We start from the raw sequence: 13,103 nt of genomic DNA, 5'->3' as shown, positions 1-13,103 counted from the left end.
TGGCAATATAATAAATGCCAATTTAATTCCTGCTTTTTCACTTTAAAGTATGCTTTAAAGCTCTTCTTGTATTATAATTATTATGCATATGTGCTTTTTGTGGAGCGCACAGCTGATTTTGGAGGCGGTAGAAGTGTTTGAAAATATTAAGCGGATGGTAACGGTTGCTGCCATTGTAGCCCTGGCATCGCAAATTTATATCAATCTTTTTGTATCAGATTTTAAAATTTCATTCGGAATAATAATGTTCCCGGTTCTTCTATATCTGTTTGAGAGCATAAATCCTTCACAAACCGGATTACTTGCGGCGATATTCGTTTATATGCTGAGGATAGGTATTTTTGCACTAAACAACGGGGATTACATGTCTGCGGTGGATTCCTATTTTCCAGAAACATTTTTTTATGTAGCATACGGCATGCTCTATCATCTGATGAACGATGCCAACTCCGTCTTGCGGATGAAGAGGCTGTTTATTAATCTCGTTATATGCGATTTTTTTTCAAACTTGATAGAGCTGTATATCAGAATAAATTGGGAGCTTTTAGAACCCAAGTTTGAGATTGCAGGCTGGCTGATGCTTGTGGCAGTTGGAAGGGCGCTTGCCGTATGTGCGATAATTGTGGCGCTTAAATACTACAGGCTGCTGGTGCTTAAGCAGAATCACGAGGAGCGCTATAGAAAGCTGCTCTGGATAATATCCCAGCTCAAGACCGAAATGTACTGGATGGAAAAAAATATGGACAACATTGAAAATGTCATGTCAAATGCATACTCGCTCTTTGGTAAGATATCAAGCGAAAAGGATAGGGACAGCTGGGCGGAAATTTCGGTAAACATAGCCAAGGATGTTCATGAGATTAAAAAGGAATACGGTCTCATATTCAGGGGGGTAGAGGAGATAATAGAAAACAAGCTCAATGACCCCGGCATGAATCTAAAGGATATAATAAAGATACTTAAAGACAGCATGCTTACAGAGGCGAGAATGAAAGGCCACAAACTGACGTTGGAGTTCCACCATGAAAGCAATTTCTATACAGAAAAGCACTATCAGCTCATGTCCATACTGAGAAATCTCATAGTGAATGCCATGGAGGCAATAGACAGCGCAGGCAATGGCAAGATAGTATTCAACCAGAGGGAAAGTGAAACGGAGCAGGTTTTTAGCGTGACAGACAATGGCTGCGGAATAAGCGCTGAGGATATTGCTCATATATATTCGGCTGGTTTTTCGACCAAGATTGACTACGATACAGGGCAGATAAACAGGGGGCTTGGGCTTTGCCTTGTCAAAGAGATTGTCGAAAAGCAGCTAATGGGCAGAATAGATGTGGATTCAAAGGAAGGACAAGGCACTGTATTTAAGGTTTCAATACCTAAAAACATTTTGGAGGTGGGTTCAAATTGAAGATATTCATAGTTGAAGATGATATAAACGTAATAAGAATATTAAAAAAAATAGTAGAGGACAGGGAGCTTGGGAATGTCATAGGATACGCACAAAACGGCACTGACGCTATCGAGGATATAAAATTGCTCATGCCTGACCTTGTACTTGTAGACCTGCTTATGCCGGGTAAGGATGGAATAACACTTGTAGGCGAGGTAAAAAAGACTATGCCTCAGGTGCAGTTTATTATGATTTCGCAGGTATCTTCAAAGGACATGATTGCGAAGGCTTATGAAAACGGTGTGGAATATTACGTATATAAACCTGTAAATGCAATAGAAGTTGAGAATATAATCGGCAAGATCAGGAGTCAGCTTGAAATGAGCAATGCGTTCAACCAGATACAAAAGATTTTCGGAGGGGGAGGCACTTTTAAGCAGGAACCCGCGCAGCGCATGGATGCTGATAGCTCCATCAAGGAGATAATGAAGAGCATAGGCATAATGGGTGAGATAGGAAGCATTGACATTATAAATGTTGTGAAATTCCTTATTGATTCAAATAAGAGCATGGCAGATTATACAATAAAGGAGCTTTGTGCCAGATTCACAGACAATCCCAAATCCATGGAACAAAGAATCAGAAGAACAGCCATATTGGGCATGGTAAACATAGCCAACATTGGCATTGAGGACTACATGAACGACGTATTCACGGAATATTCCAATGGGCTCTACAATTTTGAGCAGGTCAAAAAAGAGATGGACTTTATACGAGGCAAAGCTCCAAAGGGAGGGAAAATAAGCCTTAAAAAATTTATCGACGGTATGATATTTTATTCAACAAGATAGCTAGATAAACATGCAGATAAATAGACTCACAGCTTAACAAGTGCAGGTTGGAAAATATACGACCATGCAATGAGCTGGGAGTTTTTTATTTAAGGAAGCCTGAGATGGTGGTTAGGGAGTCTCTTATGGGTATAACTAAGCTATACTTGTTTGTTGAATTACAGGGGGCGAGACTGGATGAAGTATAAAGACTACTATGCCATATTGGGTGTCGACAAATCGGCAGGGGCGCAAGAGATAAAAAAGACATACAGGAAGCTTGCGAAACTGTATCACCCTGACAAGAATCCCGGAAACAAGGAAGCAGAGGAAAAATTCAAGGAGATAAACGAAGCCTACGAAGTGCTCGGGGATGAAGCCAAGCGGAAGCAGTACGACTCGATTAGCAAAGGCTATGACTTTAGGGGTGAAACCGAATTTGACCCGTCAAGCTTTGGCTTTGGCGGCTGGGAAAGGACATACACGAGAACAACTGCAGAGCAGAGTGATTTTAGCGATTTTTTCGATATGTTTTTTGGAGATTCCGGTTTTTTCAGGTCGCACAGAGGTGATATGGGAACAGACAGAAGCCATTTGCGAAGCGAACAAAAAAAGTCCAGAAGGCAAGTTGAGCTGACTGCTCATATAAGCATAGCAGAGGCATACAGCGGAGTCCAAAAAAATATCAAAATCAAGGATGCGGCAGGCGAAAGGACTATATCGTTTAACATACCGGCAGGCATTACAAGCGGGAAAAAAATAAAGATATCCAAAAAAGCAGGGAGCGAAGCCATAAACGAGGATATGGACATATATGTAACCGTGGACATAGCTGACGAAGCCGACTTAAGGCTCAATGGGATAGACCTGATAAAGGATGTCAAGCTCTACCCCTGGCAGGCGGCGTTTGGCGCCAGCATTACACTCAGCATACTGGGGAGGAAAATAAAGGTTAACGTGCCTTCAGATTCGCAGACCGACGAGCGTTTGAGGCTAAAAAAACTAGGCTACAAGGACATGAAGGGAAACGAGGGTGATCTCTATATAAATCTTAAAATCGTCAATCCGAAAATTTTGACACAGGAGCAAAGGAGCCTGTACGAGAGTCTTATGAAAACTACGATGACAAAGCCGGAGAGCAGATAGTGCCGGCAGCAGAGAGATATGCAGCGATACGCTTGAAGAAAAAGCTGAAATTGACTCTGGTAAATAAAAAATGTGGACTTTTGTTGTTTTGGTGGTATAATCTAATGATGGGATTTTACAATGCGCGTAGTATTGCCTGTTTGGAGATGGTGGGGATGAACTATTTTGCAGAAGATTTTATTGATGAAATAAAAGAAAAAAGCGACATAGTCCAGATTGTTTCTGAATATGTGGATTTGCATAGGGCGGGTACGAATTTCAAGGCAAGATGCCCTTTCCACGGAGAAAAAACGCCTTCTTTCATTGTCAGTCCTTCAAAGCAGATGTACAAGTGTTTTGGCTGCGGTGAAGGCGGCGATGTCATAAAGTTTGTAATGAAGATGGAAAACGTGGAATTCAAAGAAGCGCTTGAAATACTGGCAAAAAAAGCCGGGATAGAAATTGTTCGGGAAATTGATCCGGAGATGAATGAAAAGATAAACCAAAGAAAAAGATATGAACACATAAATGTGGAGGCTGCACGATATTTTTTCAAGCTGCTGTGGACTGGAAAAAACCAGGCGCAGGAATACTTGTCAAAGCGAGGCCTGGACTCTAAGACCATCAGGATATTCGGCCTGGGGTATTCTGGCGATGCATGGGACAATCTGGCAAAGCATTTGCTTGGCATGGGTTACAGCGAGGAAGACTTGTTAAAGGCAGGACTTGTAACAGAAAAGAAAAGCAAGGATGGAATAAGGGACAGGTTTGTAAACAGGGTGATGTTTCCGATATTCGACCATACAGGGAATGTGATAGGCTTTGGTGGCAGAGTCCTTGACAATTCACTTCCGAAATACCTGAATTCGCCGGAAACCGTAACGTTCAGCAAAAGTAAAAATTTATATGCCATCAACTTCGCAAAGAAAAGCATAGCTTCAAGAGAAATTCCGCTTATTATAGTTGAAGGTTACATGGACGTAATAGCGCTCCATCAATATGGAATAAAAAACGCAGTCGCACCACTTGGTACGGCTTTGACAGCCGACCAGGCAGGCCTGGTTAAACGGTTTACTGACAAGGTCATTATAGCCTTCGACAGCGATGAAGCCGGCGTGGCGGCAACGCTAAGAGGAATAGACATACTGAGTTCCAAAGGAATAGACGTCAAAGTGCTAGACTTGGCAGGCAGCAAGGATCCTGACGACTTCATAAGGAAAAACGGAGCAGACAGCTTCCATAAAGCAATCGAAACAGCCATGCCCTTTGTACAGTTTAAAATAGATGAGATAAAACGGGCGAATGATATTGAAACCGATGAAGGCAAGATTAATTTCTGCAAGGAGGTTTCTAAAATACTGAAAGATTTGGATAGTCCTGTTGAAGTGGAGCACTATCTTAAGAAAGTCTCAAGTGAAACCGGAATATCTGTTAGCGCCTTGGGTAAACAGGTCTATGGCAAGTATTTCAGCACAAAACAGTTTAATGTTGTAGCTGTTGAGAAGGCAAAGACCAGCGACAGGTTGGACACGATAAAGGACGGCCTGGACATCGCAGAAAAAAAACTGCTTTGTATTGCCGCCCAAAAAGAAAGTCTCAAGGCTGAAATAATTGCAAAGCTTGAAGTGGAGGATTTTCAAAGCGGCCTGAACAGGGATATTTTTGAAAAGATAAAAAACAAGATTGCTTTAGATGATATTGAAGCAGAGGCTATGAGTCTTGGCGGAGAGGTTTCTACTGATGAAAATGAACTTGAAAGCCTTATTCGCAGAGTGAAGAAAAATTCCTTGAAAAAGCAGAGTGAAAGGCTTAAAGAGATTCAACAACACCTGCAGTTGCAGCTGGGCAGTGGATACTGCGAAGAAAAGGAAAAAGAGCTCCTGAAAATAGGAATGCAAATACTCGGCATAGAAAACGAGCTGAGAAAATACTAAACTCGAAAGTAGGGATATTATGAATGGAAGAATTTCTGAAGACGAGAAGATAATCATAAATGACCTTGTGAAAAAGGGCAAGAAGAAGGGTTCGCTTTCATACGACGAAATAATAGATGTCCTTGGAGAATTCGATATTGATAAGAACAGGCTCGAGAGCATATACGAGAGTCTGGCGCAGATGGGAATCGAAGTCATAGAAGAGGAAAAGTTTGAAGAGGAGAAATTCGAAGATGAAGAGGAAGAAAAAATAGACGAGGAAGAAACCGAAACTGAAACGGAGCTTGAAGTCAACCTTAACGATCTAAGTGTTCCAAAGGGCATAAGCATTGACGACCCTGTTAGAATGTACCTCAAGGAGATAGGGAAAATCCCTTTGCTTAGCGCCGAAGAGGAAATTTCACTTGCAAAGAAAATGGAGGAAGGCGACGAGAATGCCAAGAAAAGACTTGTTGAAGCCAACCTCAGGCTCGTGGTAAGTATTGCAAAGAGATATGTGGGCAGGGGGATGCTGTTTCTTGACTTGATACAGGAAGGAAACCTGGGCCTCATAAAAGCAGTAGAAAAATTCGATTATGAAAAAGGCTTTAAGTTCAGCACATACGCAACGTGGTGGATTAGACAGGCCATAACAAGGGCGATAGCCGACCAAGCCAGGACGATAAGAATACCAGTGCATATGGTTGAGACTATTAACAAGCTAATAAGGGTTTCAAGACAGCTGCTTCAAAAGCTCGGAAGGGAGCCAAGGCCTGATGAGATTGCGCAGGAGATGGAAATGCCCGAAGAAAAAATCAGGGAGATATTGAAAATAGCACAGGAGCCGGTATCCCTTGAAACGCCTATAGGAGAAGAGGAAGACAGCCATTTGGGAGATTTCATCCCAGATGATGATGCGCCTGCACCAGCCGAGGCAGCTGCATACTCGCTTTTGAAGGAGCAGCTTGAAGATGTACTTGGTTCACTGAATGAAAGAGAGCAGAAGGTGCTTAAACTAAGATTCGGGCTAGAGGACGGCAGAGCAAGAACGCTCGAGGAAGTGGGCAAGGAGTTTGATGTCACAAGAGAGAGAATCAGGCAGATAGAGGCAAAGGCGCTCAGAAAGCTAAGACATCCAAGCAGATCGAAAAAGCTAAAGGATTACCTGGATTAGAAAAAATTGCGATTATAAGGGGAAAATTTTAAAGGCATAGTTTTGTCTTTAAACGCAAGTACAAGAAACCGCCGTCTGGTTCCGAAATTGGAATTGGACGGCGGTATTTTTTATGGGTCTAAGTTGTCTGAATGAAAAAGCGGCGAATCGAAGAATTCGGATATGTCAATTTTGAAACCTTGGCAAAGTTTGTGAATAACTCTTAGCTTAACAGATTCATATGAACAATTTAGGAGGTTCCCGATTGTAGATTTAGGAACACAACTTGCAGTATAAAGTTGGTATGCAGTCATTTCGTTCTGAGATAACAGCTCCAGCAGACGAGTGCTGACGGCTTTATTAAGCTTCCTGGGTGGGAACACCTCCAATCGACTATATTCATAGTCAATTATACGGAGATAAATTTGTAGAATAGTCCCTGTAGCTGTATTAGTCGGTATATTGATAGTAGTAAAATGGTAATGAAAATCCGATTGCAAGCAGGAGGTATGTAATTATGGCTGCAACAGAGAAAATGCGGATCTATGCAATTATCATAGCGATTGCAATGGAACTTCCCTTTCCTGATTTTGAAGATTTTGATGCGACGAGAGAATTTATTGCGGAACATGAAATGGTATATCGTGCATTGCTCTCTAAATTTCGTTCTGCGAAGCGTGAAGAAGCAAAGGCGTATTTCTATGCCGTATATGATCTTGAGAGCTTAAAAATGAGATTAAAGACCGGTAACTGGGTAACGAAGATGTTTAGTAAGAAAAAACCACCTTTTAATAGTCTTGAAACACTTAATGCAGCAAACCGCATTTAGATGGCAAAGAGGTTCTGGCAAGAGCAGACGCAAGATATGCCGGGGTGGAAACTGGTGGAGAAGTTGGACAGTAAGCCCAAAACACAGGATGAACTCATTCTTTATATAGCTAAGGATTTAGACTACAGGGTGGCTAAGGCGACAGCCAAGTATTTATTTGGAAGAACATCAAAGAGCGCGGGGGATGTTTTGATAAATCCTGATGAGACGCGTTTCAGTGCCGTGAAATTTCAGTTCAGAGATACCTATTATCGTTTAGATAATGAATTTACCTATAAGTGAATCACTCGGACTAACTTTAGAACGCCGATAAATAATAAAAAGAGAGTGTGAACTATTGATGTAGCTTGTAATTTTAAGATACGTATCAATATACGCGATTTCTACATTTGAATAGTTGGTCGCCGATACTTTAGCTTGCTTATTGATTCACTGTTTAATATAAAGTGTAACTTGTGCGTTTGCACTGTTTTTCTTGCGATTGCACATCAATCGCTGTATAATATTAAAAAATGAGTTGAAGAAGGTGACTTCAATGGCTGTCAGTTATAAAAAACTCTGGAAACTACTAATCGACCGAGACATGAAGAAAAAAGACTTAATAGAGGCTGCTGGCATTAGCCAATCCTCTCTTTCAAAAATGGGAAGAAACGAAAATGTTCATACCGACATTCTGGTAAAAGTCTGCAAGGCACTGAACTGCGACATTGGTGATATCATGGAGATTATTATTAAGGATGATGGTGTGAATACAAACGATGACAAATAGTGTAAGATACTATGTTAGTAATGAACGCGGAATTGTTGTAATGTTAACCTTTTCACGTCTATGGAAGATAATAAAGATAGTTGTTGATTTGGCAGCATATTTATGTGGCACATTAAGAGATAACGACTGCAAATGGATGCATTGAACGTTTTGTATTGAAAAAGAGATAAAGAGTCAAAATAACTGGAATTGTTGCAGATCTAGCATCGGCTATTTTTAAAATGACTAATATATCCTTCAAAAGAAAAATACAACCTATCAAGAAAACAGCCATTTGTTGCATATTTTGATAGATTGAAGAGTTATTTGCTGCAAGGAGAGGCCTTGTTTATTTTTTCGGGTATAACACACACTTCAGTATAGGCAATACCAAGGATTCAGAGAAGCTAAAATATGAGCGAATCGTCATAGGTAAATATATAAAGTTAGGGATGAGCATAATTAAGAAAATATAATGCTCATCGAAAGAGACAGCCTTAGATTCTGTGGATTTCGAATGAAAAAATTGGTTATTCAGTAAAAATGAAAATTATTGCTACTGGCAATGGCTTTTAGGCGCACTTAAATAAGCCGTCTGAAAAAATGTAATGATTATGCAGCTTTTTTCATCAGCTTGGAAAGGGACTTTGTAGAATCAATGCTGTTGTCCTTGATGGCAGCCAAAGCAATTGAAAGCATGCAAATATGACCTATTGTATTTAAGTTTGAGATTGAGCTGATATTTCTCGCGGAAGGTTTTTCTAAAGCAAGGTTTTTCCAGCGAGAGTTGTATCGCTCAGATTCTGTTCTCAAGGCATAGATGCTTTTGAAAAACTTAGACTCACGATTGATGGAAGCCCTGTAATCAGTGCCTGTTGTAATGTATCTGGTGCAGCCACGTTTTTTCTTTCCGTTGAAATAATGAATATGTCGGAAAGGGCAAGCTGCATCGTCTGTGCTGGTTCTAAAAGGGCAACAAAACTTTTGCTTTATGCGGTCTGAAAAATACTGGCGACCGTCCTTATGCATTGCAAGGCCAGCATCACAAATAACATTGCCCGCAGGAAGCAGCTTTTTACCTTTTTTTCCGCGAGGGTTAAGTGGAATGAAAGCATGTTCAAGTAGATCATCCAGGACAAAATTGTGAATTGCCTTGGTGTCATAGCCCTTGTCAGCGATAAAATGGGCTTCATTAAGAGAAAACCATGAATTCACATTTTTCAAAAGAGGTATAGTTGCCTCAGAATCAGTCGTGTTGGCGGGAGATGTAAATTCAAATATTGGCAGGCCAGAAATGGAGTCCAAAAGAACATGGTTTTTATAGCCCCAGTAAAGCTCGTGCTTTTTTTCGTTATGAGAATTGCTGGCGGTGTGAACACCCAGAGCGCAGTCATTGTCAGACTTTGGTTGGTTATCTTTTTTAAATTTATTCTTTGAAAAAGACTTTGGATTATTATGCTTTGTATTGGCAAATACAGGAGTAGAATCAAGCGATACGAACGAATTATCTATAAAACCAAGCTTTTTCAGAGAGAGCACCTGATTTTTCATCAGATTTTTAATTTGCTCATTGTCAATATTTCTAATGAAGCGCTGAAAAACAGAGTATGAAGGTAAATCCTTAAAAACATCAAACCCGCACAAATAAGCCAGATAACGGTTGTTATCGAGGAATTCAACAAGCTGGGTAATGTGATTTTGTTTTTTGCATTTCATAATAATAAAAGCCCTAAACAATGCATGAAATGAATATCCCTTAAGGCCACGCATAGATTCGGGATATTCAGGAACACAGGACAAGTCGATTGTATCGAATACTTTCTCATAAAACTTGGATTTTTTATTGTTGGAGAACAAGTCGATGCAGTCAAATATTAATTGGCGTTCGAACAAGGGTTTCGCCTCCTTAGTTAATTATTTTTGGGTGGTACCTTAATAATATAACAAAAGTTTGCGGAATCCCTTGTTTGAATATATGTAAAGATTTAACAGAGTGATAAGAAAAAATGTTGGTCTGAAAACTAGCACTATCAAGGGATAAGAATTATGATTATCCCTATTATATGTCACACAAGACCAGCTAGTTATTGTCAACGGTTAATACGAAAAAATATTTGATTTGTTGCTGTCCTAAAAAAGGGTAACCTAAATAAACGTAAATCCATTGGATTTTCGAACAAGTGGTAGTTATGCATATGTCGGACGTGTATTTATGCAGCCATCTGAGTTGGTCTTTTATATTGCTTGCAATGCTCCTGAGGTGAACGGAGCTCAAAACCCTTTTCATCACGAAGGACTGCAAATATGATGTTACAAATTTTGTGCATGATAGCACCAAGAGCAACCATCTTAGGTTTCTGAGCGGCTTTTTTCATGTAGTAATCGCAAAGATACGGATTGATTGCTTCACCATCTCGTTTCCTGCGGATAGAAGCCAATGCAACAGCGAAAATAGCGCGTCTGGCAATTCTGGAGCCACGTTTGGACATATGGACATCAGTGCCGTTGAAGTTGCCGGACTGGTTTACCTCAGGATCCAGGCCAAAGAAGGCAAAAAGCTGTTTAGGACTCCTAAAGGTTGAGAAATCGCCAATCTCACACATGATGGTTACAGCAGAAAGAAATCCAACGCCTTTGATGGAGTTAAGCCATGAAATCTGTTTGACAAATTCCTCATTCTTATTGAAGGCAACCAATTGCTGGATACGCTCCATAATGGAGTTAATGGCACAAGCCAATCGTTCAATCAGATCAAGCGTCAGTGAAATATTGAAGTAGACACTTTCAATCTGGCAGCCAAAGGATTTAGCAGCTAGCGCGGCCTGATAAAGCTTTTCATAACGATCAGTAGCTTTGGAGATACCTTTTCTTGAAGCTTTTGAGATTTTAGAAATCATGGTTTTTTTATGGCCGCGAAGTATTTTATCCGGAGTACCATACTGGCGAAGAATCATGGTGGATGTGGTGCCGGTAATATCGTTGAAAATACCAATGTACTGTGGAAACACAGTATGCAGATAGCCCTTTAGCCTGTTGATATGAGCAGATTTTTCATCCGTAAGGTCATAGTATTTTCGAGTGAGGGTGCGAAGCTCAAGAACGAGCTTTGCTGGAAACTGAGAAACCGGCAAATCATGAGAAAGACCAAGTTTGGCAATACCGAGAGAATCGATTTTATCATTTTTCACTTTTCTAATGCTTGCATTTTTCACAGAATGTGTGATAATAGGATTGATTATGGACACGTCAAAGCCAGAATCAACCAAGAAGCAGAAGAGTGGGAAATGATAAATCCCTGTGGATTCCAGAAATATTCGACATTTCATGGAATACAGCTCTTCTGCTTTTTTTAGTGCAGAAACAGCCTTTTCCAAGGAATTCGAGTTGTTATGTGTGATCTTAAAAGGTTTTTGGATTGCAGTCCCGCTCTGGTCGACGATGGACATCCAGCTGAAGGCTGAACCGACATCGATACCAGCGGACAGATAATTACGGTTATTCATAGTAAACTCCTTCCGATAGGGTTCCATAAACAACAATGAATACACAACCTGGCATGTGATACGGGTATAGCTTAAGGGCTCCCAACCAGCCTAAAACATAAATTTTCATTGAATGGAATGACTGTCTTAGTTACGGGTATCGTTGAACGAGAGTCAACTCCCTAGGAGGTGAACGTCCTTTTCCCTATCCAATGGAAAATGATACCTTATGTAGCAGACAAAGTCTAGGAGTAAGTAACTATACAAAAATCTTGAAACTTTAAACACGTATCAATGGTTGGATGACATATCCGAGGAGAACCCTCTTACCAACCTTGATATAGATTAGAAATGATGTAGAAGACTACTATTTGTCTATGACTGCATCATACCAGGAGGTGAAAAACAGTGTTAGTCAATAAGGCATACAAGTTCCGCATATATCCGAATAGCCGCCAAAGAGAACTGATAGCCAAAACTATAGGTTGCAGCCGCTTTGTATTTAATCATTTTCTCAATGCTTGGAATAGCGAATACAGGCAAACGGGCAAGGGCTTGTCATATAATTCTTGCTCTGCACAAATGACTCAGCTCAAGAAAGAGCTTGTGTGGCTCAAGGAAGTAGACAGCATAGCTCTGCAATCCTCTTTGAAGAATCTTGGCGATGCTTTTGACCGTTTCTTTAAGAAGCAAAATGATGCTCCACGCTTCAAGTCTAAAAGAAACAAGGTGCAGTCATACACTACAAAATACACCAATGGCAACATAGCTGTAGCAGGCAACAAAATCAAACTGCCTAAGCTTGGGCTTGTTCGTTTCGCTAACTCCAAAGAAGTTGAAGGCAGGATTCTGAGTTCCACTGTAAGGCGTAATCCATCGGGCAAATACTTTGTATCTGTGCTTGTTGAAACAAAGGTGCAAGAGCTGCCTAAGTCCAATTCCTCATGCGGAATAGATGTAGGACTAAAAGACTTCGCCATACTTTCAGATGGCACAGTATGCGAGAATCCCAAGTTCTTCAGAACGCTTGAAGCCAAGCTTGCAAGAGAACAACGCATACTATCAAGGCGTGTCAAGTTCTCAAACAATTGGCACAAGCAAAGAGTCAAAGTTGCAAGACTTCATGAGCATATCGCCAATGCAAGGGCTGACTACCTGCATAAAATCTCTACCGATATAGTCAAAAACCACGATATCATCGGTATAGAAGATTTGCAGGTAAGCAACATGCTAAAGAATCATAAACTTGCAAAGGCAATATCCGAGGTGTCTTGGGCGCAATTTAGGACTATGCTTGAATATAAAGCGAACTGGTACGGCAAACAAGTCGTTGCTGTTGCTAAGAACTTCGCTTCAAGCCAACTATGCTCTGATTGCGGTTACAAGAACAAAGACGTTAAGAATCTCTCTGTTAGAGAGTGGACTTGCCCTGAATGCGGCGCAAATCACGACAGGGACCTTAACGCAAGCATAAATCTTAAAAACGAAGCCCTAAGGCTTCTAACCGTGGGGACCACGGGATTAGCCTAATAATAAACTGATCGTTTGAGCGGTGTTCTTAGGAATCTTCCACTTCAAGCCGTCAGGTTAAGTGGGGGTAGTTCAAACCAAAAAGTATTGCGGAGGGGAT

12 protein-coding genes are annotated in these 13,103 nt (G+C 40.7%); 9 read left to right on the top strand and 3 right to left on the bottom strand.

Features of this window, described 5'->3' with window-relative positions; genetic code table 11:
• The first annotated feature begins 133 nt into the window (after positions 1-133).
• The 5 genes from EAL2_RS06945 to rpoD all read left to right on the top strand — a co-directional run bounded on the left by EAL2_RS06945 (position 134) and on the right by rpoD (position 6,435).
• Positions 134-1,411, top strand: coding sequence for an ATP-binding protein (locus EAL2_RS06945; protein WP_025435673.1), 1,278 nt, complete (start codon positions 134-136; stop codon positions 1,409-1,411).
• Entirely contained in the window at positions 1,408-2,244 is an 837-nt protein-coding gene (locus EAL2_RS06940; RefSeq protein ID WP_025435672.1) for a DNA-binding domain-containing protein, read from the top strand. The genes EAL2_RS06945 and EAL2_RS06940 overlap by 4 nt, the downstream gene beginning before the upstream one ends.
• Positions 2,245-2,421: 177 nt before the next feature.
• Positions 2,422-3,369, top strand: coding sequence for a DnaJ C-terminal domain-containing protein (locus EAL2_RS06935; RefSeq protein ID WP_025435671.1), 948 nt, complete (start codon positions 2,422-2,424; stop codon positions 3,367-3,369).
• Between the two features lie 155 nt (positions 3,370-3,524).
• Positions 3,525-5,282 carry a DNA primase gene (dnaG, locus tag EAL2_RS06930; RefSeq protein ID WP_025435670.1) on the top strand — a complete coding sequence of 586 codons (1,758 nt, stop codon included), beginning with the start codon at positions 3,525-3,527 and terminating at the stop codon, positions 5,280-5,282.
• A 19-nt stretch (positions 5,283-5,301) separates the two neighbouring features.
• The gene (gene rpoD / locus EAL2_RS06925; protein WP_025435669.1) at positions 5,302-6,435 is read left to right on the top strand and encodes an RNA polymerase sigma factor RpoD; all 1,134 of its coding nucleotides are present in this window, start codon (positions 5,302-5,304) and stop codon (positions 6,433-6,435) included.
• Between the two features lie 110 nt (positions 6,436-6,545).
• On the opposite strand, the gene EAL2_RS15180 is transcribed toward rpoD, so the two are convergent.
• Positions 6,546-6,797, bottom strand: coding sequence for a helix-turn-helix domain-containing protein (locus EAL2_RS15180; protein ID WP_278246864.1), 252 nt, complete (start codon positions 6,795-6,797; stop codon positions 6,546-6,548).
• A gap of 134 nt (positions 6,798-6,931) precedes the next feature.
• Here EAL2_RS15180 and EAL2_RS06920 point away from each other — a divergent pair, with 134 nt between their 5' ends.
• From EAL2_RS06920 to EAL2_RS06910, 3 genes are all read left to right on the top strand, one after another.
• Positions 6,932-7,243 carry a hypothetical protein gene (locus tag EAL2_RS06920; protein ID WP_025435668.1) on the top strand — a complete coding sequence of 104 codons (312 nt, stop codon included), beginning with the start codon at positions 6,932-6,934 and terminating at the stop codon, positions 7,241-7,243.
• On the top strand, positions 7,244-7,525 hold the full coding sequence (locus EAL2_RS06915; protein ID WP_025435667.1) for a hypothetical protein: 282 nt from the start codon (positions 7,244-7,246) through the stop codon (positions 7,523-7,525).
• 253 nt (positions 7,526-7,778) lie between these two features.
• On the top strand, positions 7,779-8,012 hold the full coding sequence (locus EAL2_RS06910; protein ID WP_025435666.1) for a helix-turn-helix domain-containing protein: 234 nt from the start codon (positions 7,779-7,781) through the stop codon (positions 8,010-8,012).
• A 591-nt stretch (positions 8,013-8,603) separates the two neighbouring features.
• Here the strand turns inward: EAL2_RS06910 and EAL2_RS06905 are convergent.
• Together EAL2_RS06905 and EAL2_RS06900 are read right to left on the bottom strand one after the other, a co-directional pair.
• On the bottom strand, positions 8,604-9,884 hold the full coding sequence (locus EAL2_RS06905; RefSeq protein ID WP_025435665.1) for a transposase: 1,281 nt from the start codon (positions 9,882-9,884) through the stop codon (positions 8,604-8,606).
• A 317-nt stretch (positions 9,885-10,201) separates the two neighbouring features.
• Positions 10,202-11,494, bottom strand: a complete 1,293-nt coding sequence (locus tag EAL2_RS06900; protein ID WP_038601674.1) for an IS110 family RNA-guided transposase — start codon at positions 11,492-11,494, stop codon at positions 10,202-10,204.
• Between the two features lie 387 nt (positions 11,495-11,881).
• Between EAL2_RS06900 and tnpB the strand changes: the two genes are divergently transcribed.
• Positions 11,882-13,003, top strand: a complete 1,122-nt coding sequence (tnpB, locus tag EAL2_RS06895) for an IS200/IS605 family element RNA-guided endonuclease TnpB (RefSeq protein WP_025435664.1) — start codon at positions 11,882-11,884, stop codon at positions 13,001-13,003.
• The last annotated feature ends 100 nt before the right edge of the window (positions 13,004-13,103 follow it).

Origin of the sequence: Peptoclostridium acidaminophilum DSM 3953, from assembly GCF_000597865.1 — a bacterium.
In the GTDB taxonomy this organism is placed as follows: domain Bacteria; phylum Bacillota; class Clostridia; order Peptostreptococcales; family Peptostreptococcaceae; genus Peptoclostridium_A; species Peptoclostridium_A acidaminophilum.
The sequence above is the reverse complement of the archived record's forward strand: the minus strand, read 5'-3'. Positions and strand labels throughout refer to the sequence as shown.

Coding starts and splice junctions, on each gene's coding strand:
- dnaG (WP_025435670.1), top strand. CDS start 3,525: ATGAACTATTTTGCAGAAGATTTTATTGATGAAATAAAAGAAAAAAGC.
- EAL2_RS06915 (WP_025435667.1), top strand. CDS start 7,244: ATGGCAAAGAGGTTCTGGCAAGAGCAGACGCAAGATATGCCGGGGTGG.
- EAL2_RS06920 (WP_025435668.1), top strand. CDS start 6,932: ATGGCTGCAACAGAGAAAATGCGGATCTATGCAATTATCATAGCGATT.
- rpoD (WP_025435669.1), top strand. CDS start 5,302: ATGAATGGAAGAATTTCTGAAGACGAGAAGATAATCATAAATGACCTT.
- EAL2_RS06900 (WP_038601674.1), bottom strand. CDS start 11,494: ATGAATAACCGTAATTATCTGTCCGCTGGTATCGATGTCGGTTCAGCC.
- EAL2_RS06910 (WP_025435666.1), top strand. CDS start 7,779: ATGGCTGTCAGTTATAAAAAACTCTGGAAACTACTAATCGACCGAGAC.
- EAL2_RS06935 (WP_025435671.1), top strand. CDS start 2,422: ATGAAGTATAAAGACTACTATGCCATATTGGGTGTCGACAAATCGGCA.